Genomic DNA, 25,620 nt, shown 5'->3' with positions numbered 1-25,620 from the left:
GAGGCTGCCATGCCGAGGTGAGCTTTCAGCAGTACATAGTGGGTAAAGGTGATATCCAATAGGAATGTGCGCATGATAAAGCTGGTATTCAATCATGCCAACTGGCTACAGCTTAAGGGATAACTTAATTAGTGGCGGAACCTATATTCACTAAACCTGTGTCGTCACCTTCTAACGGAAATAAGTAAAGAGTTCGTTGTGATAGATAAAGTGGCATCTGTGTACAACTTATGAAACTTACCGATCGCGAGATTACTACAGCAATATAAATCTTAAATGGCTTGATGCGTCGAAAGCATCTAAGAGGAGTAAGGATTTAAATAGTCACTATTGGCATGAAGGTTCAAAAACACAGGAGCTTCTGCGAAGAGATATATTTTCTGCAGAAGAATATCAAGTAAGTGCCGAAAAATGCCGAATACTTTATAGGGAGGAGTATGGCTAGAGGTTATATCGCTGTTGGTATTCAAGGCATCATAAGAATTATAATGATCCTTTAAATAGGGAGCCGAATATGAAGCAGTTTTTCGGAAAAACATTGACAACAATTTTACCACTAATTTTTTTGTCAGCCTGTAGCGGAGGTGGTGGAAGCGGTTCGAGCGATGGTGGTTCGAACAGTGGCAGCCCCAATAGTCCATCCAATCGTACGCCCGTGTTCTTATCCGCAAGCGAAATAGCCTACGGGGAAAATGGTTCCGGTGCTCTACTCACACTATCGGCTAGTGACGCCGATGGAGATAGTATCAGTTACAGAATTATAGGTGGTGAAGATCAGTCCCGTTTTTTGATTGAGAATGGAAACCAGTTACGTTTTGGTTCTGCACCGGATTTCGAGAATCCTGCCGACTCAAATGGAGATAATGTCTACCGGATAACGGTCGAGGCCAGCGATGGTAACGGCGGCCAATCAACCCAGGAAATTGTAATTACCGTTGTTGATGTTAATGATGGCGCTCCCAAGTTTTCTTCCGCAACAGAAGTCTCGGTCGAGGAAGGTGTGAGCGATATTTTTTACATCGCTACGGCTGAGGACCCAGATAAGGACGAGGTCACATACTCCTTAAGCGGCGGCACCGATGCTTTACTGTTCTCTATTGACTCCGCTAGTGGTGAACTTCGCTTTAACACTGCCCCAGATTTTGAGTCGCCTGCGGATAGAGACGAGGATAACAATTATCAGCTGTCCATCAGTGCCTTCGATAGCGAAGGGGTTGCTAACCAGCTTTCGTTGCAAGTCACTGTAACTAACCTGGCCACTCTTTCAGCTCGAATCGATTTCCCGACCGGCGGTGCCAATATGGGCGGGAAGCTTTCCAGCGTCGCTCTTACTGCCAGGGTGTTCGACCAGGAAAGTGGTGAGAATGCCTCTAAGCAATTGGTTAACATCCTTCTCGATGGACAGTCACCGACTGTGGATACAGCTTCTCCGTCAACCTGGTATCTCGATACTCCAATTAGTGAAGGTAGAAATTCTTATGCTCTCTCAAGCCAGTTCGTCACTGGTGAAACGGTTCAAGAATCAATCATCGTCAAGAACGAGCTGTCAATCTCGTACCCAGTAGGTGTTTCCTATGACAACTTTTACGGAGGCTGGTATTTCGCCGACGCCTTTTTAGGAACGATATTTGAGGTAGGCAGTACGCGTCGAGTGATTTCTGGGCCATCGGTTGGTTCAGGCCCGACATTCGATCCGATCGATATGGAACAAAACTTCCCTGAAATACGCAGCAATCCTGCCAATGACTACTTTATCGTATTAGATGATAACGGGAGTATCTACTCTGTCCAACGCGACAGCGGTGACCGCACGCAATTGACCAAATGGGTATCGGGAGACCTCACCTCACTGACCCTGACGGGCTCTGGAGGTGAAGCTTACACCACAAGAGCAGCGGGAACTTATGGAGAGATTATTAAATTTGATCTGTCGAGCGGGGATTACTCCGTGATATCCAGCTCAAACTCATCATCCCCGACGGGTACTGGTGCAGATATGGTGTACCCGAAGGGGGTTGCATTAGATGAGGCGAATGGACAGCTGTACGTGGGTGATGATAGTACCGACTCTATTCTTAGGATAGATATTGCCAGCGGCGATAGAACGACAATAAGCGGTAATGGTATTGGTGGTGGTGAACCTGTCTACCAGCCAATGGATTTAATCGTCGATTTTGATAGTAATCAAATTTATGTCGCCAACGGTAGCGCCCAGAATATTCTGCAAGTGGATATTGCAACTGGTAATCGATCAGTTGTAACTAGTTGGACTAAAGGTAAAGGGTTGCGACTTGAAAACCCTTGGTCAATTGGCCGGGGGGCTGATAGCGATCGTTTGCTGGTTTCTGGAATTCTTATCGATCCGGTGCTCATGTCCGTTGACACCAGTACTGGTGATCGTGCAGAAATTTCCTCCAACCATGTCGGGACGGGACCCAGCTACAGATGGCACGATGTGAGCTATAGTCGTTCGACCGACCGGTTATTGGTGGTCTCCCAAAGTAATCACGCAGCTGCGGAAATAGATTTGCAGAACGGCAACCGTACCATTGTGTCTTACTTTGATCCGAACGACTCGCCGCGCGTGGTAGCGTCTACAATCGTTTCCGGCGCGTCAGGTCGCAACGCCTATATATTCGATGAATACTCCGATCGATTGCTCAAGATTGATCTAGAAAGCGGTGAACCCGAGGTAGTCTCTGCTTCAGATATAGGTGAAGGTCCTGAGTTCTACGGTCTCGTAGAGGCTATGGAGTTGGATGCCACTAACAATCGTATGCTTTTATTACAGGCCTCAGGGCTGATGAGTGTCGACCTTGACAGCGGTGACAGGGAAATTATCTCCGATAACTACACTGGCTCCTCGCCCTTCTTTGACTCCGTCGAGGGCTTAGCACTGGATCTCGTTAACAACCGAGCCTTTGTCAGCGATTCTCGAGTCGGTGATATCGGAGGCATCTGGCAGGTGGATCTGGCTACTGGCGACAGGAAAATTATTGCTGCGCCAGTGCACGGTGGTACCACAGACCAGATTCCTACTGACGTTGTCTTGGATCCAACTGGTAACCGTCTTCTGGTAGGTACTGAAAGTGGAAGTCTGGTAGCCATCGACCTGGATGGGTTTTCACAATCAACCCTCTCCAGCGGTAAGGGGTGTGATAGCGACTGTCGAGGTGGTGGTGTTGCAGTGGCAAGTCTTGACTCCCTGACCATTGATGCAGATGGCCGCAGAATCTTTGCCTATGACAATGGTATGTTTGGTGTCAGAGGAGTCGTTGTTATCGACTTACGTTCTGGCCAACGTGCACTAGCTTCCAAATAACGAGCAACAGGGTCCCTGCTCTAAGGGGCCCTATTTCTCTATCCTGAAATGTGGATTTTAATTTTTCTCAGAGACTATAAAGTGGTTCTCAACCAATACTGTAATTTCTACTGGGATGGCAGTATGCCTATGTCGACTTTGTAAGCTTCCAAATAATTTAATTACTTCTCTGCATTCAATATTGGGTAGCCTAAATTCTCCTAAACTTTTTTCTTGGCTTATCTATTTTTTAAAAAAAGCTCAGCCACTTCCTTTTTAGCGGCAACAACATAGGTAATCATCAGGTTCCCTTGATTAACATCGGTCAAGTAATCGATATCCCTGTGCACTGCCTTCAAAATGGAAAAGTTATCGGTGTCGAGATTGTATGACCACAGCTGATCGTCTCGATTGATTGAGTAAATCACATTATCTTCGATAACGAATCGCTTTTCGCTACCTTGATCAACCAGCTTCTCGATAAGCTGGTCTTCCGCGGCGCCAGGTTGCCAGAAGCGGTTCATATGGTCCATATAGATCAGCCGGCCATCTTTAGTCCTCTGGGCCCAGTTAACTTGTTTTTCATTGATAAACCTGGTCCCAAGGCTATCTAAATCGACCTCTGCAAACTGTGTAATCCCTTTAATCATCAAGGATAACAATACTGAATTATCGATACTGTCCCACTGGAAGAGCTGATCAATCGGCGCATTCAGGGGCAAGCCCTCTACACGGCCATCCAAGAAAATTTTATTGAGCTTGTTATTGGCATTTACCAGGATACTTTTTCCATCGGCAGACCAATGGATACCGTCGATATTGGTATCGATTGAAAGCTGAGATACCTGCCGTAAATCACTGCCATCAGTTACCCACACCTGGTCTTCACCAGAGCGTCTGGAGGTAAATGCAATCAAGTTGCCATTGGGTTGGAAAATGCCGTCAGCTTCCCCGGAAATCGACCGTGTGGCGCTTGGGTAAATTGTGCTGACATCTTCTTCTGAAGGTGTGGTGGTAGCCCCAGGCAGGTTTAGCGGTATCGAGGCAATATCACTATCGTATTGCCCTTGAATAACCAGTGCCCTATGTCCACCTGGATGAAAGTCTGGAGAGCTGGCGGATTGGTCTAGGGGTAACTGAATTTTACTGACCTTGCCATCATAAGTGAGTGAGAAGAGCCGTCGCCCTGTACTAAAGATTAACTCATCCTCTCTCGATGAAAAGTTAGGGGAAATGGCTCTGTGTTCAGATATCACATCTGGATAGTCAATCGGAAGGCTGGTTAAAAGCACCCCCTTAGAATTCAGCATATCAATATAAAGCTGGCCATCTTGATGATAGCTGGTGACGGCTATTAAATCGTCATTGATTGAATAATCAAAGTGGGCTAGGTTTCCCTCTTCCTGGTCATAAAGTACCTGACTCGTGTTATCTCTCACTGAATATTTGATTAACCGCCAACGATCAGACTCTTTATGCAAAATAGCGAGGTCATTGTTGTTTAACCATGCCGGATTCTTAATGGCCGAGTTTTTACAGCGCATTAATACACTTGGCTGTTGCGGACTTACTAATGCCTCTTGGAAGTCCAGGCTTACCAGGTTGTAACAGGTATTCTGGGTTAGCGGTATGGTATAGTCTTCTTCCGGTGCTGTCTTATCCTGTGGAATAGAATCATCATTCTGCCAAATAATAAGAATTGGTTCATATAATGGGAAAGGAAGTGCTCTAAGTATATGGCCTACACACCCACCAGGAAATATACATACAATTCCCGTAGATTGGGATAATGATATTAGGCGTGGTTATGATGGCTGGGTTTTATCAGAGGGTACACCTTATCGTCATATGTTAGACCGGGGAGGAATATGTAATACCGTTGGAATGGTTTTGAAAAGTGGCCCAAACGGTTCTGTACTACCCTGTTCAACGTATTAGTGTGAAAGAAAGAGAGCCAAATTTAATCATTCGTAAGATTTTTTATTATTTAGCTGTGGGCTATGTTTATTTGTTTTCTCTGCATTGGGTGATGAATTAGACTTGAAAGATAAATTATTTTCTGGAAGGGGCGGGGCTGAATAAATATTTCCTATTGCATTTAAATTCTACCGGGAAAAAACGTCTTGTTGAAGATGAATCTATTTCTTTTCATGATTCGAAATTAATCGCAAAGTGTTTGGCTAGATTTGGTGGCGTCGAAACTCCATCTGGGGTATCAAATGAGAATTTAGGCATAAGTCTTTCTAAGGAAAAAAATAATAACATGGTAACTTTGTCAACATCAAAAATTTATGGTTGGGGTTTGCGTTGCTTTGTAAATAATGATTTAGAAGTGCTAAGTGTTCAATAATTAATAAAGCTCAATGGTATTTCTTTTTTTCGGGTTCAGTAATAGTTTAGCGCTATTAGTAATTGGGAGCTATCATGGAAGATTTATAGTTGCCTATAACCGTTAGATGGGGTTTTGCAGTTGGATGAAAGTAGTTCTTGATGCCATATTTTAGTTTAATGTGTAGTAGTCCAGACTTGGCCTGTCAGTTACCGGTTTTCAGAAGGTGCTCTGATAGGTCAAGTTCAGTTTACGAGTTTTTCTTTGAGGTTTTTTTGTCCTGATGAGTGTGGTCATTGTTGTACTATGTGAACCATTCATCCATCCTCTTTTGAGGATCCTCTATAGATCTTGCGGCGCAATGAGGGTTAGTGGAGTTCCTGAAAAATGGTTTTATGAAAGCGCTCACAGATACTGATCGTTTGTGTATGTCTGGTTGTTGTCTTGATATGTTCTATCTCGTTCATGCTCAGGTATAACTAATAATTTGGTCTAATTCTAACTAAGAAAAGACATACATTTATTAACGTAGCACATCGCTCAGTTTCCGCGTTTATTATGCTTGCCGATAGCTTAGTTCCGTAAGCTTGCTCAAGGTGAGGCCTTTGTTTTCTATTATAATATACAGCTCTCGAGTATTCACCGATGCGAGTTGCTTCAGCAGTCCCGCAATTGCCTCCAGTAGTGATTAGCCCTCTCAGGTTGTAAATCAGGTTTTGTCAATTTTCACTTTGTTGGTAGTAGTATGTTAAGGTCCATCGCTTGGTTGGGAGAGATGCCGAATTTGCCAGCTAAGCTCTCCCTTTTCAATTGAACTTATTATCCGAAGGCAAGAAAATTTATCCAGCCCAGTGTTTATGCCCATTGCCCCAGGTGTTTTCTTTAACACCGAACACATTTCGGATATAGGAGCTGGTGTGCTTTTTGGCGTCCTTCCCCACTATATAGCCCAAAAGACCAAATCCACTAATAATTGCTATGTTCGCTGCTAAGTTTGGTGAAAGAAGATCAACAGTTTTGTGTACAGAGGCTATCGCTTTTTCCACTTTATCGAATCCGGTAGCTGCAAGGAGGCCACCTGTTATACCACCGCCAACAGTAAATTTAGATCCAACTACCATAGCTCCATCTATCGCAGCTTGTCTTGCATCGGGATTTTTTAAATCCATTCTATTATGTTTTGATCCTAGCCAGCGTATACCCGCAGTTTCACATAGCTCTTTGAGTTTTTTCTCTTTTGTGTTTTTCCCCCGGGGATTAGAAAAGAAAACGCTTTGATTCTCCAGGGTATTTTGCATAGCAACCAATCTAGAAACGCTTGGCTGCTCAATCAGGTGTTGTAGAGCTTGAGCAAATGTGCCAGCGCCTTCGCCGTGTACTAGCCAGTTGATGGTGGCATTATTTGTCTGTGCCTGTTGGATAAGTGCAGCAAGTTTTCTACTATTGGATTTGGTCGAATGATCACGGTTTTGCCAAAATAGAGAGTAGTGTTTATTCCCTATATTTAGATCTTTGGGGTTTAGGGCGGCTTTGTAGGCAGGCACTATATGTTTAATAAGTAATCGGCCTGCCTCTTCCTTATCATCAAACGAACCACTAACTGCAGCGTAATGGGCATTATTCCAACGGTGATTGTAATCCATCGATCGCAATCGCCTAGAGTCAGTTGTCCATTCTTGCGTTATTCTATCTATTCTCACCCGGTAAAGTCCCGAGCTTTGATCTGTGTTATCTAAGGTATTGTCGCTGGTGACAGCAAGGAAGTGAATGCGAACATCACCTTGCGGAGTAATCAGGTAATTAATTTTTGCTCCGTCTATCTCTAAGTTTTTATTACTTAGACTTCTACCTCCGGGGGTCGTTGCTAAACTATAGATAGCTCTTATTAAATTGGTTTTATAGTAGTTGCCAATATACTCATTCTTAATTGTCATCCAAGTGTCGTACAATTGTGAAGATATGAATACATTGCGGTTAATATTAGGACTTTCACCGCTGTTGACAACGGCAATCCAACGAAGTGTATTATTTTTCATAGCTTGTCCTTGCTTAATGTAAAAATTAATCCAACCAGTCTGGCGGTGGGCTACCGGGCTTGATGATAATTATATCTTCATCAAATTCACCACCTCTGTGCCACTCTGGATAAACCCAGGGCTCAAGTTTACGTTTAGTACTAGCTTTGTCATTCGGTCGCTGTCGTTGTACTTCAGCAAGTTGTTTTTTTATATCTATACCAAGCTGTAAGCTAACGCTATTACAAACTGCATCGCGAATACTATTCATAGCTACTAAGCAGTGTTTAGCTGGGGCATAGCCTAGATACCTAAAATTGAGTGTTAGATAGTGGGCTCTATCAAGAGGAATAAAGAAACTACTAGTAAAGTAGGTTTCATGATGGGGATTTTTTGTCAGAATTTCTGGAGAATTAAGGCGATGTCTCTCAAGAAAGATTGCTGTAACCTCACCTAATTTATAAAGTTTCCAATTAACAGGAGCTTTTTGCACATGATCGTTAGGGTTACCAGGGCCCCAGTAATATAGGCAACGCATAACAACCTGTTCAAAGTGCTTGGGATTTAAGCAGCTCATACTGTGGGGAAGGGTGTCGTGGCGATTTAAGATTAGATTAAAATCAATAGTGCCAATGGGACGGCTGCGCCAGATAGGTCCAAAAAGTTCCCAGCTTCGTTCCATTAAGCACTGCCTGGCAACACCTTCACGCTCCATGTCTTCGCAATCACTACCATCATTATAATCACTATCGTCAAAAATATTAATTTTTTCAGGGTAGTTCAATTTGAATTCTGCAAAGCTATCGTGACAAGTGTGAGGAGGGAGAAAAAATTTAACGCGGTTTCCTGAGAGATCAATGGAAATCTTCTCTCTTTCATTGCGATGTGGTATATAGGGATGTCGGCGGGAAGCAAACAGACGCTCTAGCATTTTGGAATAAATCCTTTGAGTACTTGCTAAGCATTATTCTAATCGACGAATATTTTTGATACATTAAAAATCTATCATTAAATTGAGATGTTAGTCACATAGAGATACCAGTAAAGAGAAATTTCTTGCACGCCCGTTTCAATAATTCCTAATGACTACCCTTATTAAGCAATAAGTCATAATTAGCTGTATATAAATGTAGTTGCACCGTTGATATGGAAGGGAATCTGTTATGGCTTGCAACAGGGTGTAGCTTCTGAAGAGTATTTTTCTGCACCTATTCCCTAAAATGTACGGCACTGAGGAATAGTACTTCTGTCCAATCTGTTGATGACGCTGGCTTCATGGATTTTGTTGCGCTTACTGCGAGTATGAAAAACATCGACACCTCGGTTATCGCAATCTTTAACAATGTGATTGGCACCGACGTCAGGCTTCGCTTATCCCCCAGTACGATTTTTGACTTCCCAAAGCTCCCCTTAAGGTCCGGCTGCTTGATATGTTTCTGATCACCTAGATCAGGAAAGGTATTTCCTTTATGAAGCTAGCTTGTTATTTGGGTATCACTCGCTATGCTGCTAGGCACTTGAAGCAGAGGTTCATACAGGTAATGTTGGAGCGGGGCCAGCGGTATAAGTTGTCCGGTCTTATTGAATTAGATAACGGCTATCCCGGCGGCGAGCATACCGAATTTAAGTGTGGTGCAGAGCCAAGGGAAAAAATTCCCTTTTCAGCTGCAGCGCAGAGATCGCGAATGGGCATTCATGCTTCAATACCATTAAAGAAGCTGGTTGTTTGCATAACCATATTGTTTACGGCACTGCTCAATTTTCTGTCGAGAAACCTGAGTTCTATTGGATGAATACGCTATTTGGTAATTCTAAGAGTGCATCGCGTGACACCCATCATGCGATTAGCCCGAAGATACTTAGCGATGTTTGGCAGAATTACAATATAGATTTATTCTGGAACTAGATTTATCGGTATTCATCCCCAGTCTTGTTTACGCTTCTGTGTAGTGGTCAACTATTTCCATGCAGTAAGTTAAGTTTTTCTTCCGCTTTTGTAGTAGTATTTCAAACGCTTTGCAGTCCAGTTTCACAGGCTCCTGCTCACTAAATCGGTCTATCCAAGAGAGCGGTAGACTTTTTTAGTATCCCTTTCTCCCTTTCCAGGTGATTTATACGGGCTTCAAGCTCCTGAATTTTCGGCTGCTTAGTGGTAAGCGCTCTACTTGCAGGCGTCTCTCCACTCCGCTCTGCCTCTAGTTGCTTCACCCAACGGCAGATAGCCGTCGTAAGTAATTTCGCGCGGCTAGGAAGGCCCCCCAACTTTTCTTCACCCCTGTTGGGGTTGCCCACTCCCGATACCACCCTAATATTTCTTAATAATTTGGGCCTGAGCAGTCCTCATGTTTACTGCTTGCTCTCCCGGCGCTCCAGGTCTTCCCGACCGCACTCGATTAGGTTTGCCCATTCATCGGCAAGGTAAGCCCCAATAACTGCCAGCTCTTGGCTGGTGGCGTTGCTCTCGGATATCAGGCTAATACTTTGGAAAAGGGTGCGTAGCTTGTTTATTGACTCTAGGCTGAAATTTGCGATATCGATTGAACGATCAAGGAAGTTATCTGCTTGAGGGGTAAATGCGACTGGGGCTTGGTTTACCATGGCTTGGGCTCCTTGTATAAGTGAGCCGCTGCCCACGATGTTCCAATCTCAATTGGACGACGGGCTGAATGGGTTAGAACTACCGTTACAAGGGAACGGCGGGCACAAGGCCCCCCAAAGCGCCCACCATAATATGCGGGTGGTTGCTAATTTAGTGCCCCAAGTACCAAGTACCAAGTACCAAGTACCAAGTACCAAGTACCAAGTACCAAGTACCAAGTTTAGCGGTGACTCTTATTCATAATCATCTTTAAGATCTCACGAAAGGTGCTGAATTTCTGTAAAGCAGCTTCGCATTGTGAGCTACAGTGGTCATAAAGTTATCTAGGATTTTTCGGGTCCCTTTAATCGGATGCCAAAATGACGCATCAAGACCTTATTGCCGGCTGCCAGAAGGAATGGGATCTGTTTGTTCATCACCCATTCGTTAACCAACTTGGCGATGGTAGCTTAGACAAGACCTGCTTTCAGCATTACTTACAGCAGGACTACCTGTATCTGATTCAATATGCTCGCGCCTTCGCTCTTGCGGTATTCAAATGCGAGAATCCCGCACAAATGCGGGCCACCATATCGTCATTATCCAACTTGATAGAGCATGAATTCAGCTTACATATGGACTATTGCCTTGAGTGGGGTTTACAGGAGTCTGACGTTATGGATATCCCTGAAGGGTTTGCTACGGTTGCTTATACCCGCTATCTAATTGATGTGGGTTTACAGGGAGATCTGGCTGATCTTTATGGCGCGCTAGTACCCTGTGCGCTGGGTTATGCGCACATTGGCCAGTTTCTTTCTCAGCGAAGTAGTAATACGACAAAAAGTAATCCTTATACGAAGTGGATTGAACTCTACTCAGGCCCTGAGTGCCAGAAGGCGGCCAAATTAACTACAGATTTTTTTAATGAGTTGATTGCCGAAATACCTAATGAATCACATCGCGCCAAGCAACTTCAGAAACATTTCACTACGGCTACCAGGATGGAAATTGCTTTCTGGCAACAAGGGCTTGATCTATCAACTTGAGTCGAATAATAGCTTTTCAGCTCATAGGCAAGGACAAGTAAAAGTTGCGTGATAAAAAAGTTGGTTTAGCTGTAGAGAGTAAAAACGCCTTACTTGAGGGTTTGCCCCACCCAAAATGAGTTATAGGTTTTTAGGGTGTGGTACAGGTAATAAAAAGGCCGACCTTGCAATTGACCTTCTTCGATTTGATGGAGATGACGGGAGTTGAATCGTTTGCTGTAGCTATCGTATTTGCACGGTTTTTATTTGGTTTAATCATAAAAGCCGAAAGAAAACCCCAACACTAAAGCAAAGTAATCCCCCATTTAGCGCGTGATTTATCTGGATCAACTGTGCCCTAGGCTCTCTCTATGTGTCATGCCTCAGCAGGCATTCTTGGGGCGCTTACTGATGTGAAAAAAACCTTTATCGATGTCAACAATTGTCAACAGGCGAGCGGCCTCCTTGATTGTGGATAAACCTTTCTCTCGTGTATAAGTGCATCACATGATCGATGGTTGAGGCTTTGTTCTTTTTGAGGTGAGTGGCTAAGTGGTTTCTTTAAGGTATTTTTTTAAGTTGGTTAATGGGTAGAAATGTGGGTACTCCTAACACAATATTGATCTGACCCCGCTTATTTAGAAGGCTCCGACAGGCATTGAGCCTGCCGGATGAAAAACGTCCAGCACCTAGCAAGTAGCTAATAGGGAAATCGAGACTATCTATTGCTAGTCACTCTTTTAGAGCCGACGTACATTGCAAATAACCGAAGGCCGATGGAAATTAAGACAAGCATACTTGGCGCAGTATAAGCGGGCATTGCCTTTAATTGGGTGATATCTCTTTGAAGGGTTATCGTTTGATGTGGATTGGACTGGTGCTTTGGAACCTGAATGACGTTTTTCTTAAGTAATTTATCGAACGACTCGATTTCTCCCGCAAGCATATCCAGGAGTTCCAACTCGGTCTTGCCGTCCCATGGTAGCTGTTTCCTATATGCGTCAACTGCTTTACCAAGCTTGTTCCATTCTTCTGCGAGGAAGGCTTCAAGTGATGAGAGGGTCCTAAGCTTCGAGTTCATGGATTGATTGGCTCGGTAGGCGTTTTGTCCATGAGCGCCACTCGCCATAATTCCACCAAAGTGCTGTACGTTATGTTTGGCAGTATTCAGGTTCCGGCTGATTAAGCTGAGTTGATCCAAGGTGTGGACCAGAGTCTGATCAAGTCTCGGATCTTTATCCTTAATCGCTGCAAGAGCGGTATTAACCAGTCGACTCACCTGTATCTTGGTTGCATGTTCGTTGATAGACATACCCTTTTATCCTCGTAAATCCATTGAAGAATGTGTTCCACCTCTCTGATTTGAGATGAATGTGCCACATTCAATTTTTTCCTTGATGAATACGCGAATTCTAAATCAAATCTGCCGAGTGTCGTGGTCGAATAGAGTACGAGCCATTGCACGGAAGCCGTGGGCAGTCATGGTTTGATTGTCATGAGTGCAGTCCTCACACCATTATCAGGCAGTGGACGGCTCTGGCATCGAGCTGATGGGAAAACATATTTGCCATGGCCTGTTAGCGGCTCCAGTTCTTGCAGTAAGGCTAGAGCCTGTTTAGCAAGAGGAATAATGTGTGGCGGGTCCATTTTTATCTTTTCGCTGGGCAGTTCTATGTGCTTGCCATCCCAATTGATTTCCGCCTACTCAAGTTTTCGTAATTCTCCAGGGGGGCAGAATAGGAGAGGGGGATAGTTTTAGGGCTGCTCTTACTACTGGGGAGCCCTGGTATTCGTCTATGGCTGTTAGTGGGTGCCCAACTTCAGCAGGGTCTGTAATTGCTGTCAGATGCTTTTTCTTGGTGGCGGTGAGTGCGCCGGCCAAGTCTGTGGTGGGGGGACGGTCGGCCCTTCCGGTATTTGTAGAGCCAGTATGCACGTTGGTACAAGATGCAGCTGTCAGCTCCCCTTCCAGACATGCCAGTAACAATGCCCTCGTAATACAATCGGGCACCCAGAGTTAAAAATATAAGAAGTAGAGCTCGGCTCCAGGTTTGTCTTTGCAAAGATGATGGTATCCGTTATTGATGGGGTGTATAACATATTCCATTAATAGTTTATAAGGGCTAGCTTTTTAGTCTATAAATTGAGCTGAAATTTCGATCTAGGTTAGTTGTGTACCTCAGGTTAGGGCCCATATCTGGTGGCTGTTGCAACCTTCACCGATTGGGCCTACTTAGCAATTATCAGGTTGACTAGTTGTGTGTCAGATTGGTGCTGAGTAGAGGGCCGTGGAGCTTCTCAAGCAGAATTGAATTCTTGAAAGCCACAGTGTAAACATCAAAAGTATCAACAAAATCTCAATCTATTCTAGTAATTTGGTTTATTGGTGGGCCATTACAAATATACTTTGTAGTTAATGGTTCCTACTGGCCAATATCTTCATGCCAGATTTCAGGATGTTGCTGAATGAATTGATTCATCAGACCAATACATTCAAGATTATTAAGAACAACCAAGCTTACACCTTCAGATTTGAGTAATGATTCATCACCTAGGAATGTTTTATTTTCACCGATAAATATATTCTTAATTCCGAATAGACGTATGGCCCCACTGCACATTGGGCAGGGTGATAAAGTCGTGTAAACGGTGCACTTTTGGTAATCTGTAGAACATAATTTTCCCATATTTTCCAGTGCGCTCATTTCAGCATGCTTGATAACACTGTTTTGCTGGACGTGTTGATTGTAACCTCTGCCGATAATTTCACCATTCAGTACTATTACACAACCGACAGGAATTCCTCCCGTTGCTAAACCTTTTCGTGCCTCATTAATGGCTTCTTGCATGTAAGCGTCATGGTTAGCTTCACTCATTACAGCTCTCTGTTTTAGGTATTAAGAATATTTTAACCAAAGAATGTTGAGCATATTATTAATACATCATTGCATTAGTGAGCTACCGACTAGAATCAGTGTAAACAGGCGCTAGGTTGAGCTATGTCGGCGATATTTGGGGGGGGCTGAAAGGGGACTCAGTGAATTGGCGATATGTTTCATAACTTGATTCTTCATCGCTGTGAGTTGCTAGAATGTGTCTTCCTTGCTGCTAATGATCACGCCTTTTTGCAGATGATTTAAATAACTTCTTTTCAAACAGATGTTTGGATTTTAGGGGCTGATTTTAGAGGCTATAGAAAGATAGGCCGGTAAATTTACGTGTCATTAAAGTGACTGGAGTGATCGTCCTAGATTTGTGAGCTGGCCGGTAACCCAGTGGTTTTTAATTGGTTTGTTTAGTGCTATCTAACGGGATTCTTGAATTGTTAGTAACCTGAACAAACGCTAATGGTGAGCTTTTTGAGACCGTCAATATTCGCCATCGATAAGCTATGCCAAAAATTTTCGTCGGAGGAAGATTGAGTAGGGAGTCGACCAAGCAATAAAAAGGCCAACCTTGCGGTTGGCCTTTTTCGATTTGGGGATGGCGGGAGTCGAAAAATAGCTATAACTCTATGATAAATATAGGTTAAATATTTTCTGCTTTTCAAAACCCGTCAATAAACCCGTCCACTAGAGCAAAGTAACCCCCAGTTTGGCGCGTTAGTCACCTGCCCCTGGTTGGCCCACTATGGATGCGCTGGCAGGCTTCCTGGAGTCCTGTACTGATGCGAACAAAACCTTCGCTGATGTCAACATTTGTCAACAGGAGAGCGCTGCTCCTCTTTGTGCTGGTGCTCTGTTCCGGTCTGACCCCGCATAAACCTTCCTGGCAGTGAGATAGCCCTCAGATAAGGCGAGGCAACTGATTGTGGAAAAATCTTCCCCTTGATGGTGCCTAGTTTTTTTAGTCAATAAAAAAAGCCGAGATTCTGGTTTCCCAGATGTAGTTTCAAGATGAGCTTATTTGTAATAATTGGCGACAGATAAGGGATTATGAGTCATAGGGTTATGAGTACACTAATACCATTTGCGATAAATAGGGAAAGTGGCGAACTTTGTGGTGTTGAGGATGTGCCGCGTGGGCGCAGCTGTAATTGTGTCTGTCCCTCTTGTGGGCAGAGCGTTGTCGCTAGGCGTGGTGATAAGGTGGAATGGCACTTTGCTCATGACAGTCGTGCCGAGGTAGTAGCTGAAAAAGAGTGTGACCTATCTTTTGAGTCGGTTTGCGCTCAAATGCTTAGGCAAATGTTACTTAGTTTAAAAAATGAGCCCTTAGCCCTTCCTGACTACATTGGAACTGTGGAACTAGTTAGAGATGGGAAGCCATTCGAAAAATCGATGCTGATAACTGGGGCTTCGAATCCTGTTGTCAGTGAGTACAAAGAGTTTTCTATTCCTTATACGCTCGTGGCAGCCATACAAAACCATGAACTACTCATCGATGTTATTTATAGAGAGCGTACTGGGATAACTTTGGAAGACTACCCTGGGAAAATAGCGGGTCACCTTGAGTTGGATGTGTCGCAATATGCAACTCTAATCGAGCGTAAGGGCGCAAGCGGAACCACTTATAAGGCTGCTCTGAGGGGATGGATAAGAGAAGAGCTTATAGCAAAAAAATGGCTCTATCATGCCAATGAAGAAAAAAAACTTGAGAGCCTTACCGCAACGCTCAAATCAGAAATCGAGAATGAACTCTCTGATTCGAAACAGTGGTCTGATTCAGGGGGTGGGGTAAATGAATCCATGAATGCTAATAATGAAATTTTTAAGCGTCAGAAAAGTGGTTATTCAACGGACCCTAACTCTAAGTATACCCATGAGACGATGAGAAGAAGAGCTAAAGAAAAGGGCAGTAGCTTCAGGCTAAACCTAGAAGATAAAGAATTGAATATCAAAAAGTGCTGCCTATCTTGCAGATTACAGTTTGTCACAAAGGAATGTCCTTTATGTTTTCCTGATGAGAATACACGGATATTTTGCTCGCGCTGTAGAAATCATTATGCTGGAAATTCTTGCCCGAGATGTGAAGCTCTAGCTAAGAGTGAGCCTCAGGTTTTCTCAGGCTAAGGCCCATATCTGGTAGCTGTTGCAGCCTTCACCGATTGGGCCCGCTTCGAGGTCGTCAGGCTGATTAGTAGTGAGTCAGGTCGGTGCTGAATAGTAGGCCGTCGAGCTTCTCAGTCTCAACCACGTCTTTGAATGCGTCGGTGCAGTAGATGGTTATATAGGATTCCTTACTCCTAAATACCGGAACATCCTTCAGCTTGTCTTTATAGAACTCAATACCTGATAACAGGTTCCCATTCTTGCTGACTGAGCCGGGCGCTACTGCGCTGAGGTCTTCAGCAATTGTCAGGGGATTTAATAGGTAGAGCTTGGCCCCCTGGTGAGTGCAGGGGAGAAACTCCCCAAAGGGGTCTAGAACGCCCTCTACGGCCTGATAAGCCGATTCATGCAGTTTTGCCACTTGGAAAGCGTAGGAATAACAGGAACCGCGTCATCAATACTGAATTTAATCTCTAGAGGCACCCAGTCTTCAGCGTACTTGATGGGCTTAGTATCGATTACAAAATCATCATTCCGGCGCTTATCTTCAACTTCATCCGGGTCGAAGTAGGGGGCCATGAATTCAAAGTCACTTTGTAAGACTTTGTAGAATGCTGTCGTTAGCATTCTTGGCGACCCTATAACAGGGGGCTCATTCTCTATGTAGACTGGATTCTCTCGGATAATTTGCTTTGCCTTTTTCCTGATTACTTCGGGGGTCAAAGGCTGCCTTTGCTTCTTGTTGCTCATGGCCGAGGCTGCTTATTTTAATCACGCATCCCGCGGTCTTTGTTTGGTGGCGGAATCAACTGACTTGGGGCGTATTGCCAGCTTTTCAGGAGTAACCAAGTCCTTCAGTCTCTCTTTAGCCTCTTGCATTGTTTTTACTTCTTGTTTTTACTTCTTGTTTTTACTTCTTGTTTTTCTGGCATGTCTTGTCCTCTTCGGCTTCCTGTTCATCCAAAATTTTAGGGTCTGTAATGAAGTCTGGATTTCCAATGATGGTGACATCATCAAGGGTGTCATCCTCAAGGATATGCTTATTTTCCCTTATGGAGGATTTCATTTCCTTTATTCTTTGATTGAATTTTTTTGACTTTTGCATATCCATTTATATTTCTGAAGTGTAGAAAATCCATGCTGACTGATGTTACATGGCAGTCCGGTTTGTGTCCTACATATCGGACCAAGCTTCTATTAAAAAGGGTCATTAACTGTACTGTAGTGAGGCATAGGAAGATTTTATAGTTAAAAACTAAATTGCACCTTCGTACAATAAAAATAGCCAAGTCATAGTCGCTGGATATATTGCCGGGCAAAGTAAGTGTGCCGTAGTATCCCTCTTGATTAATAAAGCGGGAAAGGATTCGATGCTCGCAACACATCAAGATGCTGAAAGGCGTTATGGAGCAATTAGAACTCAGGTATTGGCGGTGGCTGAGGAGCTAGTTAAGGTTGATTATCCAGGGTTAAAACTCACAACTATCAACGAGGCGGTTTTAAGGGCGGCTAAAGGCTGGGAGTCTCACCCTAATCGACGTATCAACTGGGATTGGACCGAGGTTTATCCTGAAATTAAGTTCCGCTACCCCAAGCGCTTTGAGTGCGCTGTATGGAATAGGGAGTCTCTTGACGTTTTATCATTTGGCCGTCCGACCTACACTAGTGGTAGTCTTCGGTTAGATTTCGTCGAGGCCAGCCCAGTTAAGCGGAAGCACTCGGTATTTAATATTATTATTGTTGCGATGCGGACCTATGCAGAAGTGCTAGGGGCAAATGAGCTTCGAATCATGCGCCCGATTAATGATGTAGTGAAATCTTATTATGCAACGTATGGGTTTACTTATGTTGCCAAGGGCGATTATCTATTCAAGAGGATTTAGTTATGGGGAAGGTCACTGATATCCGTGATAAAAAGTCCCGGAAGCCTGTCTCTGTAGAAGAGGCTGCTAAACGTGCATATAGAGAGTTTTATAGAAAAATCCCGGTAGAAGATGAACCGCAAGAGCTAATTTCGGGCAAAACTGATGCTGAAGGCCGTATGGTGCTAGAGGATGACGACGATGAAAAAACCGAGTGATAAGAAAGACCCCAGGCACTTAAGCCTAGCCGAGAAGCAGATAGTTCCGCTACCAGAAGAGGTAGACCCAAAAGACGTGGCAATGAGAGTGCGGATTGTTGCCTTTCAGCACATGGTTAAGGTAAAGCACAACACTCGGAACAAGTAGCAGATTGCTTGTAAAACGCAGTATGGCCGGTGAAACGCACCCCCCAAAAGGGACTCGAGAATACGAGAAGTGGAGAAAGGAGTGGTCAAAGAAGCGAACTGAAGAGCTGCTTTCCGCTGATTGTGATTTTGACCAGGTAGGGCTTCTAAGTGGTGGCAAGCGCGCTATGCGTGACGAGAATCCGGACGAGAAACCTAACCTGAAAGAGGCTGAATAACCCTTTTAATGACGACCCACCTATGACGTGCTGGAGGTGACCAGCCGTTAACCCGGATGCCGGTATTTAGACCAGCTCCTCGGCTCTTTGGGGGCCTCTTGAAAACTGGACATATTTGCACAGTTTCTCTCCAATCGAGGCCCTTGGTTTGAAGTGCATCCCCATCGATTACTGTATAAGCAGCCAGTATTTTTAATCCCGAAGATTTACCCTCTTTACCTGCTGAGCTAATGACCGACAGTTGTGGATAAACCTTTGCTCCAGGTCTAAGCCAGAATTCTAGCTTAGGTCAAAAAGTAGTCGGTTTAGTTGGGTGTGGCAGCCCATTTGGCTAAGTCATCTTGGGGTATTCGGAATATCGAAGGGGGTATTTAGGAAAGCTAAAAAACCCCGTTAGGAAACCTAAAGAGGGGTATTTAGGAAACGCGAAGGAGAGTAATACATTACTGAGTAATACATTAGAGAATAATAATACTGGAACAAATCCGGAAGTTGACTCTGTTGAATCCGAATTTAAGCGGCCTTGAACGACCCGACACGCTGGCACATTAACCCCCTGAAACCAGTCCCAAAAACGGACCACGAATCTAAAAAGAAACTAAAAGAACCTAAAAATAATATTACAGGATTGGATTTTTCGTCATGGCCAAACGAGCCAAGCGCAGAAGTTCTTCGAGATTGGAAAAAAGTTCGCAAAGCCACGCTAACCCAAACCGCTGTTAACCAGATTGCCACGCAGCTCCACCTGGCCAACCAACACGGCTACAGCGTTGACCACTGTGTCTCGCCGTTTGCTGTGAGCGTGAGCGGTGAGGATTCCAGTTCCAGTTGCGGCTGAATCATGAAAACCAAGGGAAAAAGATTCCCTGTGCAACGCTCTCCGTTTGCCGTCGCCCTTAAAGCTGCCTCTAAGGCTTCCTGATGGCTTTTATCGCTTAATTGGTATGATGGGGTGGGTAAGGATTAAAGCCCAACAGCGAGCCTCTGAGGTGCGTTTTCGAGTGTTGAAGGTGCAGGCGCAAAATCCATCGCGTGATGTTTGATTTTCAAGCTTGTACGGCAGTGCCAGAATCGGGTGGCTCCTGGGTTGCGCACTCTCAGACTGGTTACTTAGTCCAGTATTTACTTTGTTATATTCTTTACTTTGTTGTGTCGGATTTACCGTATCTGGATTATCCGTATCTGGATTATCCGTATCTGGATTATCCGTATCTGGATTATCCGTATCCGGTTTTTCAGGAAGTGGATTGGGGGAAGCGGGTCTGCGTTTGGATAGCGTTGAAACTGCCTAACTTCAGCTCTGCTTGAACTGTCTCTTGGCTTTTATCTTTCTCGATCATCACTAAGGCGGTTTTAAGCGCTCCTGCCGGGATTTATTTCTTTCTTGGTGCGATGGGGTGGCTTGTAGTTAAGGGCTGCGAAAAACCCTCTCAAGTGGCTTCAGCGCGATTTCGCTAAATTCACCTTTTTGTGCTGGTTTGTATGGCTGGGGGGTGATTTTCAAATCTCCCAGTGAGTGCAAGCCCAAGCGGGTTTCTTGCTCGGTGTTTGGTTGCCAGTGAGCCTTAGGTGAATTGGCAGATTTATTTTGAATTTTGTTTAACCTGCAAGGTAGGTTCATTGACTGGTTCAAAGAGTGACTGGTTCTGGGTGACTCTGTGTCACTACCTAGTGAATCTCTGTCACTACCCAGTGACTCTGTGTCACCACCCCCAGAGCGGTCGATAAGTGCAGCCAACCCCCACAAACGACTTCCAAAAAACCTTCACTTTAGCCATCACGCAACGCTATTCAGGTGTTTTGGCCAAGGCGTTGAGGGTTGAGGCTCTTAGATATGAAATCCAGAAAGGTAAGCACTAGGCGCACACCCCGGGCACATTGGTTTCAATCCCGCCATTTCGGCGGGTTAGGGCTTCGACCGTGCATATACCTTGCGCGCACCGAGGCAGCCTCAAAGGGTTGCGTTTGAAACGTGACTCCTGACTCTGCTAGCGCGCGTACTGGTCGCAAAACTCTGAGAAGGTGGCAATGGGGCGCACCCTCTGCTGCAAGGGCCTGTGTGGCTACCTGAGCCGTTTTGCTGGCCTCGGGGATATGTCGGTACTGAACATATCTTAACGATGCGTAGGTAGTGCCTGTGGTTCTAAGCAAATACTCCGAGAGATTGGCTTTATTGGCACTTCGTACACTTAGAATCTGCTGTTTGTCAGGGCTAAGCTTTCACTTCTTCAAATCACAGTTGCCCGCCTGAGGATTTTGTCAGGTCTCGTTAAGTCGATTTGTTATTTCATTCCCATTATTCTTCGTGACAACTAACTGCGAACCCTCATCGGCTGTATGGGGGAGCAGATTCAACTAACGCTTGATTTGTTAGTAGGTAGGATTATCAATTGCATGGACATTTTGGACGAGCTTAAACGATTAACGGCGGATGATAAGCGTGAAAGCATACTTTCTTCGATAAACAACTTTAAAGACTGGGAAAGCAAAGTCGGACCCTTGCTAGTTGATGACCCAGAATGCAAGCGTAGGTTTGAACTCTCAGCGAAGCAGGCTGAAGATTATTTTTTGATTCTCCGTGATTGGTCTCATAACTCTATGAGGGACGCTTTCCGTATTGCAGCTCGGTTCACAAGAGAGATGGAGGTCAAAAGTATTAGAGGAAATGCCCTTAAGGGTAAATCAGGGAATTCTGTATACGTTAGCCAAGAGAGATTGAAGCAATTAGAGGTATTGAAATCTAAATTTGATTATTCGCGATTAATTGCACTCCTTAAAGAGATTAATCTTGCGTTTGAAAATGAGATGTTTTTTTCAGTGGGATGCTTAATCAGGTCAGTTTTAGACCATGTCCCCCCTGTTTTTGAATGTTCAAACTTCAAGGGAGTTTATAGTAACTACTCAGGCAGTCGTTCCTTCAAAAGCTCAATGAAAAACCTAGATGACCAAATAAGAAATATTGCGGATTCATATCTCCATACCCATATACGAAACAAGGAGTCTATCCCAGAGTCTCAGCAAGTAGATGTCCGTACATTGCTTGATAGGCTGCTAGAGGAAGCAATCCGCATTGAAAGTGCCAGACACACCTAAAGGCACTGCTCAAGGACCTCTGCGGCCCCCTGAGCTATTTTATTGGCCATGGGGGTGTATTGGTATTGACTCGCCTCAGGGGCGCTTAGAGGCCACCTCAGTATTACTCAGTAATTCTCCGGGCCAGGCAGCCCCTTATCTTTTTTCAAAAAATCTGTATCCTTTTCAACATTTACTTATACAAAAGCCCGCACTTTACTAAGCCGTAAAATACAAGGAGGTAAAATGAGAGAAGTAAGGCTCCTCAATAAACCGAGAGCGCCCCTCCAACCTGTCATGAGAATGATGCATTCAATCAGTCCGCTGAGTATCATCACCCTCTCTGTAGTTCTTTTAGATCTACATTTACTCAAATATTGGAGTACCGGGGATTCAGGTTGGGTCGTAGCATTTGGTGCGGTCCCTATAGTCCTTGGGATTTTGCTTGTTTTTTCTTATTCATACCCCCTGGAGGAGGTGGAGAAGCTGTTGAGCAGTTGGGATGAAGATTCAATCATGGTGGGTGCTAGCTTTAATGCGGAGTTGATGCAAGGTAATAGTCAAGTCCGAACAATAATCCAAGGCCAAATCACGAAAATTAATACAAAGTACTTGTGTATTCTGGTTTCTATATTTTTTACAATCACTGGAACATTAGTTGCGGGCTATGCTGGTTTTCTTCCAGATAATTTTTTTCCCATCAGCCCACCGCAAACATTATAAGACTGCTCAGGCACCTCAACTTTTCTCAACTATTCCGCATCCCTGTTGAGGCTGCCTGCTCCCAATACCACCTTAATTTTTCTTAATACTTCGGAGCTGGGGTGGTCCCACGCCTACTACTTGTCCTCCAAGCGCTCCAGGTCTTCCCGCTCGCAGTCGATAAGGTTTGCCCATTCATCAGCAAGGTGGGCGCCTATAACTGCCAGCTCTTGGCATGTGGTGTTGCTCTCGGATATCTGGCTGATGCTTCGGAACAGGGTACGAAGTTTATTCAGCGATTCCAGGCTGAGATTTGCGAGGTCAAGGGAGCGAACAATAAGGTTGTCAGCTTGAGGAATAGATACAGCTGGGGCTTGGTTTGCCATGGCTTGGGCTCCTGATATTGGGTGGGCCGCTGCCCTTGAGGTTCCAATCTCAATTGGGCGGCGGGCTGACTGGGTTGGAACTACCGCTATCAGGAACGGCGGGCACAAGGCCCCCCAGAAAGCCCACCATAACAGGGTGAGACCATAGAGGTCTGGGCACAAAAAAACCGCATACAGGGTAGGCGGCTTCGGGGCGCCTGATAGTTTCGGGGTTCCAATCCCGGTTACGGATTTTGCCGCAACGCCTCAAGTATGCTTGCTCAGTGTAAAGCCTTTCAATGCCGGACGTCGAATGTGATGCCAATATTTAATTAAGCAGTTTGACTGCTTAAGTTTGGAGGGAGCACCCAAAACTATTAAATCACCCCGCGCGCTCATAACAGGCTAACCATTCCTCATTAGTCTGTTCTTGGGGGGGAATAGGTGTTCCCTTATCCCCGCGTTCCCTTATTACCGTATTACCGTGCTTTTTTTCACCCGTAGTTTGAATTGGCTGTATTCCCCGTGGTTGCTGGGTTTTCTGGATTTCCTTGTCCGGAAGTTTTGTCCGGGAGTTGTCCGGAAGTTGTCCGGCACTTGTCCGGGAGTTGTCCGGCAGGTTCACCCCCATTAACTCCAGTAAATCGGCGTTGCATAGTGAGAGTGGGCGGACATCACTCAGGCGCTCACCATCTGCCGCCGTACCGGTGAAAACCAAGCCGGCAAGTTTGCCCATGTAATCGTGAAAGGCACTTAGACGCCGCGGCACAGGTAAGCCCGTGGATAACCAGAACCCGTAGAACTTGAAGCGAGTTGTTATCCGGAATTGTCCGGCGGGCAGGGGGGAGCCTTTCTTACCGTGCTTGGTGGTCCTGTTGCGTCGTGTCTCGACGTTGAATACGGAATAGCGCTCGCTGCCATCAGTTAGGTTGCGGAATTGCAGGGATACACCACCGCGCTTGCTGAGGCCATAGTTCCCCACTGAATAGCTGACATACTCCAGGGGCTCCATACCGGCTAGACAGGCTGCTTCGGTGATAAGGGGCCACTCATGTTCGGAAAGCCACTCAGCGGGCACAGGGTGGCCACTGGCAGGGGTTAGGGTAAGGCGGCCACCATTGACCGCCACACCATCACCACGCGCTAGAAGCCGTTGTAAAAGCTCTCTAGCAGATTCAGCCATTAGCCCTCCAGCAACTTAAGGGAGCCAATACGTTGACGCTCGCTATCAGGCAACCAGTAAACGCCGTGACGTCCTGCAATGCCATCGCGGTCTATATGCCCCTCCATTCGGCATTGAATGCTTATTCCACGCTTTCTGAGCTGCATGATTACGTTTGGGCCGTTGCTGGCCCCCGTCACTCTGTCGAGCCTTTCCCGGCTGCATGGGCCGGTGAGCAATATTTCCAGTGCTCGTGCCTGGCGGGGTGATAGGGGACGCCAAATCTTACTGGCTGAGTATTTTGTGGTTTGGGTGTTGTTGTTAGTATTGCTTGGCTTATCTTGTGTATCGGGACCGCTCTGTGCCGGGGCGGTTTTGATTATCTCCATGGTTATCTCCCCCCCTTAGCAGCATTCGGCTTCATTGATTAGCTTTTGCTTCAGCTCAAGCAGGTAGGCCCCTTCCCACACTGTGGTCTTTGGTCCTAACTTTGTCCCTCGCTTGGCTTTGCCTGTTTTGGTCCAGTTCCACCAGGTGGATAAACCAATGGAATAGAACCGGGCGCAATCTCGAGCCCGGTACATGGCGGAAGGGTTTATGGATTGTTGGTTGAGTAGGTTGGTCTGCACGTATCAGCTCTCCTATGGGTTTTTTGAGGCTGATACGTAAGATATTGGGCAATTACGGGTTATTGAACAGTGGGCTTATCTAGCTGGATATGAAAAAAATCTACCTAGATTTTGAAGGAGATTAGCCTACTTCCTCAGTTGGAGTTCGATGTTTATTTTGTTTGTTTGCTTCACCCAAGACTTCGCCTAATTTTGCTTTTGAAATACCCCTGAGGCCGCCATATTTATCTACCAGTTCGGTGATAATGGTGGACTGGTTGGCATTGCGGCTTTTTGTTATAGATAGTTCTTTCAGTGCCCAGATGATATTTATCAAGCTTCTTCGTTCGGTTGGGCCCAAGCCCTCAATTACATCCTCTTGGGAATGAACTTTTTGAGTCTTATTCTTTAAAGGTTGAAACTGAATCAGGTCATCGGGGTTGACCGCAAGCTGACCAAAGGAAACCTCCTCAACAGGCTGCTGAAGCCATAGTTGATTGGGGTTAATTTTCAGGTGCTGCTTTGCTACTGCTTGAAGAACCTCTTCATTTATTAGCTTCCCGTCAGGAGTCGTAGGTTCGCGTCCAACAATTATGGGGGCTTCTTTTTCATTAAGAAGCGTTAAGTCCCAGCATTTTCGCTTAGTTGAGAAAGCAGAATACCTACCCCCTGTAACTAAGTCGTATAAAGCGGATTCGGCAAAAAGGCAGGCAGTTTCCTCGTTCAAGGCAAAAGCTCCAGGGCCTTCTTCGAGATTGCTACTACCATCCCAGATTATTAATTTCCCTGTTAAAAGCTCATCGGTAAAAGGGTCGGAAGTGTGGACGGTTACCGAAATCCGATTTTTCTGGTAGTGGGAGATGTGGTCAACGAAATAACCGGGCGGCACTAAATAGTAAATTGGTGTTTTAAGCTCCATTATTGATTCCAAAAGCGCTTTGAAATCAAGATTCAGATATTTTGTTTGTATGTCGTGAATTAGTACTAGAGACTGCCAATCTTCCATATTCTCCCCCTTCGAGAGACA

Annotated in this window: 25 protein-coding genes and 1 pseudogene; 9 read left to right on the top strand and 17 right to left on the bottom strand. The window is 45.1% G+C overall.

What is annotated here, in order from left to right:
- The first annotated feature begins 514 nt into the window (after positions 1-514).
- Positions 515-3,322 carry an Ig-like domain-containing protein gene (locus ACJJIO_RS06325; RefSeq protein ID WP_444910480.1) on the top strand — a complete coding sequence of 936 codons (2,808 nt, stop codon included), beginning with the start codon at positions 515-517 and terminating at the stop codon, positions 3,320-3,322.
- A 218-nt stretch (positions 3,323-3,540) separates the two neighbouring features.
- Here the strand turns inward: ACJJIO_RS06325 and ACJJIO_RS06320 are convergent, their stop codons facing one another.
- The 3 genes from ACJJIO_RS06320 to ACJJIO_RS06310 all read right to left on the bottom strand — a co-directional run bounded on the left by ACJJIO_RS06320 (position 3,541) and on the right by ACJJIO_RS06310 (position 8,576).
- Positions 3,541-4,845 carry a TolB family protein gene (locus ACJJIO_RS06320; protein ID WP_444910479.1) on the bottom strand — a complete coding sequence of 435 codons (1,305 nt, stop codon included), beginning with the start codon at positions 4,843-4,845 and terminating at the stop codon, positions 3,541-3,543.
- Positions 4,846-6,469: 1,624 nt separating this feature from the next.
- Entirely contained in the window at positions 6,470-7,666 is a 1,197-nt protein-coding gene (locus ACJJIO_RS06315) for a hypothetical protein (RefSeq protein ID WP_444910478.1), read from the bottom strand.
- Between the two features lie 25 nt (positions 7,667-7,691).
- A complete protein-coding gene (locus ACJJIO_RS06310) occupies positions 7,692-8,576 on the bottom strand; it encodes a hypothetical protein (RefSeq protein ID WP_444910477.1) in 885 nt (294 codons plus the stop codon).
- 696 nt (positions 8,577-9,272) lie between these two features.
- Between ACJJIO_RS06310 and ACJJIO_RS06305 the strand changes: the two genes are divergently transcribed.
- On the top strand, positions 9,273-9,551 hold the full coding sequence (locus ACJJIO_RS06305; protein WP_444910476.1) for a transposase: 279 nt from the start codon (positions 9,273-9,275) through the stop codon (positions 9,549-9,551).
- A gap of 97 nt (positions 9,552-9,648) precedes the next feature.
- Here ACJJIO_RS06305 and ACJJIO_RS06300 read toward each other — a convergent pair.
- Together ACJJIO_RS06300 and ACJJIO_RS06295 are read right to left on the bottom strand one after the other, a co-directional pair.
- Positions 9,649-9,871: pseudogene (locus ACJJIO_RS06300) on the bottom strand (IS3 family transposase); the annotation flags it as partial.
- Positions 9,872-9,991: 120 nt separating this feature from the next.
- Positions 9,992-10,243 (bottom strand): hypothetical protein, encoded by a 252-nt coding sequence (locus tag ACJJIO_RS06295; protein WP_444910475.1) that lies wholly within the window; start codon positions 10,241-10,243, stop codon positions 9,992-9,994.
- A gap of 360 nt (positions 10,244-10,603) precedes the next feature.
- Between ACJJIO_RS06295 and tenA the strand changes: the two genes are divergently transcribed.
- A complete protein-coding gene (gene tenA, locus ACJJIO_RS06290; protein WP_444910474.1) occupies positions 10,604-11,269 on the top strand; it encodes a thiaminase II in 666 nt (221 codons plus the stop codon).
- Positions 11,270-11,966: 697 nt separating this feature from the next.
- On the opposite strand, the gene ACJJIO_RS06285 is transcribed toward tenA, so the two are convergent.
- The 3 genes from ACJJIO_RS06285 to ACJJIO_RS06275 all read right to left on the bottom strand — a co-directional run bounded on the left by ACJJIO_RS06285 (position 11,967) and on the right by ACJJIO_RS06275 (position 14,124).
- Complete coding sequence (locus ACJJIO_RS06285; RefSeq protein WP_444903121.1) at positions 11,967-12,560, bottom strand: hypothetical protein; 594 nt, start codon at positions 12,558-12,560, stop codon at positions 11,967-11,969.
- A 393-nt stretch (positions 12,561-12,953) separates the two neighbouring features.
- The gene (locus ACJJIO_RS06280; protein WP_444910473.1) at positions 12,954-13,235 is read right to left on the bottom strand and encodes a hypothetical protein; all 282 of its coding nucleotides are present in this window, start codon (positions 13,233-13,235) and stop codon (positions 12,954-12,956) included.
- A 436-nt stretch (positions 13,236-13,671) separates the two neighbouring features.
- A complete protein-coding gene (locus ACJJIO_RS06275) occupies positions 13,672-14,124 on the bottom strand; it encodes a nucleoside deaminase (protein WP_444910472.1) in 453 nt (150 codons plus the stop codon).
- Positions 14,125-15,183: 1,059 nt separating this feature from the next.
- Here ACJJIO_RS06275 and ACJJIO_RS06270 point away from each other — a divergent pair.
- Positions 15,184-16,260 carry a competence protein CoiA family protein gene (locus tag ACJJIO_RS06270; protein ID WP_444910471.1) on the top strand — a complete coding sequence of 359 codons (1,077 nt, stop codon included), beginning with the start codon at positions 15,184-15,186 and terminating at the stop codon, positions 16,258-16,260.
- 64 nt (positions 16,261-16,324) lie between these two features.
- Here ACJJIO_RS06270 and ACJJIO_RS06265 read toward each other — a convergent pair whose 3' ends face one another.
- The 3 genes from ACJJIO_RS06265 to ACJJIO_RS06255 form a co-directional block, all read right to left on the bottom strand.
- A complete protein-coding gene (locus tag ACJJIO_RS06265) occupies positions 16,325-16,660 on the bottom strand; it encodes a hypothetical protein (protein ID WP_444910470.1) in 336 nt (111 codons plus the stop codon).
- Entirely contained in the window at positions 16,624-16,989 is a 366-nt protein-coding gene (locus ACJJIO_RS06260) for a hypothetical protein (RefSeq protein WP_444910469.1), read from the bottom strand. Before ACJJIO_RS06260 ends, ACJJIO_RS06265 begins: the two co-directional genes overlap by 37 nt.
- A gap of 160 nt (positions 16,990-17,149) precedes the next feature.
- Positions 17,150-17,350 (bottom strand): hypothetical protein, encoded by a 201-nt coding sequence (locus tag ACJJIO_RS06255; RefSeq protein ID WP_444910468.1) that lies wholly within the window; start codon positions 17,348-17,350, stop codon positions 17,150-17,152.
- Positions 17,351-17,609: 259 nt separating this feature from the next.
- Here ACJJIO_RS06255 and ACJJIO_RS06250 point away from each other — a divergent pair, with 259 nt between their 5' ends.
- The 3 genes from ACJJIO_RS06250 (at position 17,610) to ACJJIO_RS06240 (ending at position 18,684) form a co-directional block, all read left to right on the top strand.
- Entirely contained in the window at positions 17,610-18,122 is a 513-nt protein-coding gene (locus ACJJIO_RS06250; protein ID WP_444910467.1) for a hypothetical protein, read from the top strand.
- 2 nt (positions 18,123-18,124) lie between these two features.
- A complete protein-coding gene (locus tag ACJJIO_RS06245; RefSeq protein ID WP_444910466.1) occupies positions 18,125-18,319 on the top strand; it encodes a hypothetical protein in 195 nt (64 codons plus the stop codon).
- A 152-nt stretch (positions 18,320-18,471) separates the two neighbouring features.
- A complete protein-coding gene (locus ACJJIO_RS06240; RefSeq protein WP_444910465.1) occupies positions 18,472-18,684 on the top strand; it encodes a hypothetical protein in 213 nt (70 codons plus the stop codon).
- 703 nt (positions 18,685-19,387) lie between these two features.
- On the opposite strand, the gene ACJJIO_RS06235 is transcribed toward ACJJIO_RS06240, so the two are convergent.
- Positions 19,388-19,558 (bottom strand): hypothetical protein, encoded by a 171-nt coding sequence (locus tag ACJJIO_RS06235; protein ID WP_444910464.1) that lies wholly within the window; start codon positions 19,556-19,558, stop codon positions 19,388-19,390.
- Positions 19,559-21,078: 1,520 nt separating this feature from the next.
- Here ACJJIO_RS06235 and ACJJIO_RS06230 point away from each other — a divergent pair.
- Together ACJJIO_RS06230 and ACJJIO_RS06225 are read left to right on the top strand one after the other, a co-directional pair.
- Positions 21,079-21,777, top strand: a complete 699-nt coding sequence (locus ACJJIO_RS06230) for a hypothetical protein (protein WP_444910463.1) — start codon at positions 21,079-21,081, stop codon at positions 21,775-21,777.
- Positions 21,778-22,002: 225 nt separating this feature from the next.
- A complete protein-coding gene (locus ACJJIO_RS06225; protein WP_444910462.1) occupies positions 22,003-22,479 on the top strand; it encodes a hypothetical protein in 477 nt (158 codons plus the stop codon).
- A gap of 116 nt (positions 22,480-22,595) precedes the next feature.
- Here ACJJIO_RS06225 and ACJJIO_RS06220 read toward each other — a convergent pair whose 3' ends face one another.
- The 5 genes from ACJJIO_RS06220 to ACJJIO_RS06200 all read right to left on the bottom strand — a co-directional run bounded on the left by ACJJIO_RS06220 (position 22,596) and on the right by ACJJIO_RS06200 (position 25,599).
- Complete coding sequence (locus ACJJIO_RS06220; protein WP_444910461.1) at positions 22,596-22,844, bottom strand: hypothetical protein; 249 nt, start codon at positions 22,842-22,844, stop codon at positions 22,596-22,598.
- Positions 22,845-23,205: 361 nt separating this feature from the next.
- Complete coding sequence (locus ACJJIO_RS06215; protein WP_444910460.1) at positions 23,206-24,006, bottom strand: hypothetical protein; 801 nt, start codon at positions 24,004-24,006, stop codon at positions 23,206-23,208.
- Positions 24,006-24,374: a hypothetical protein gene (locus ACJJIO_RS06210; RefSeq protein WP_444910459.1), complete on the bottom strand. Its 369-nt coding sequence runs from the start codon at positions 24,372-24,374 to the stop codon at positions 24,006-24,008. The genes ACJJIO_RS06215 and ACJJIO_RS06210 overlap by 1 nt, the downstream gene beginning before the upstream one ends.
- Positions 24,375-24,389: 15 nt before the next feature.
- Entirely contained in the window at positions 24,390-24,614 is a 225-nt protein-coding gene (locus ACJJIO_RS06205; RefSeq protein WP_444910458.1) for a helix-turn-helix transcriptional regulator, read from the bottom strand.
- Between the two features lie 121 nt (positions 24,615-24,735).
- Positions 24,736-25,599: a hypothetical protein gene (locus tag ACJJIO_RS06200; protein ID WP_444910457.1), complete on the bottom strand. Its 864-nt coding sequence runs from the start codon at positions 25,597-25,599 to the stop codon at positions 24,736-24,738.
- Between the last annotated feature and the right edge of the window lie 21 nt (positions 25,600-25,620).

The organism is Microbulbifer mixtoriginis (SeqCode) (assembly GCF_052467235.1).
This window is presented reverse-complemented; position numbering and strand designations above follow the sequence as displayed.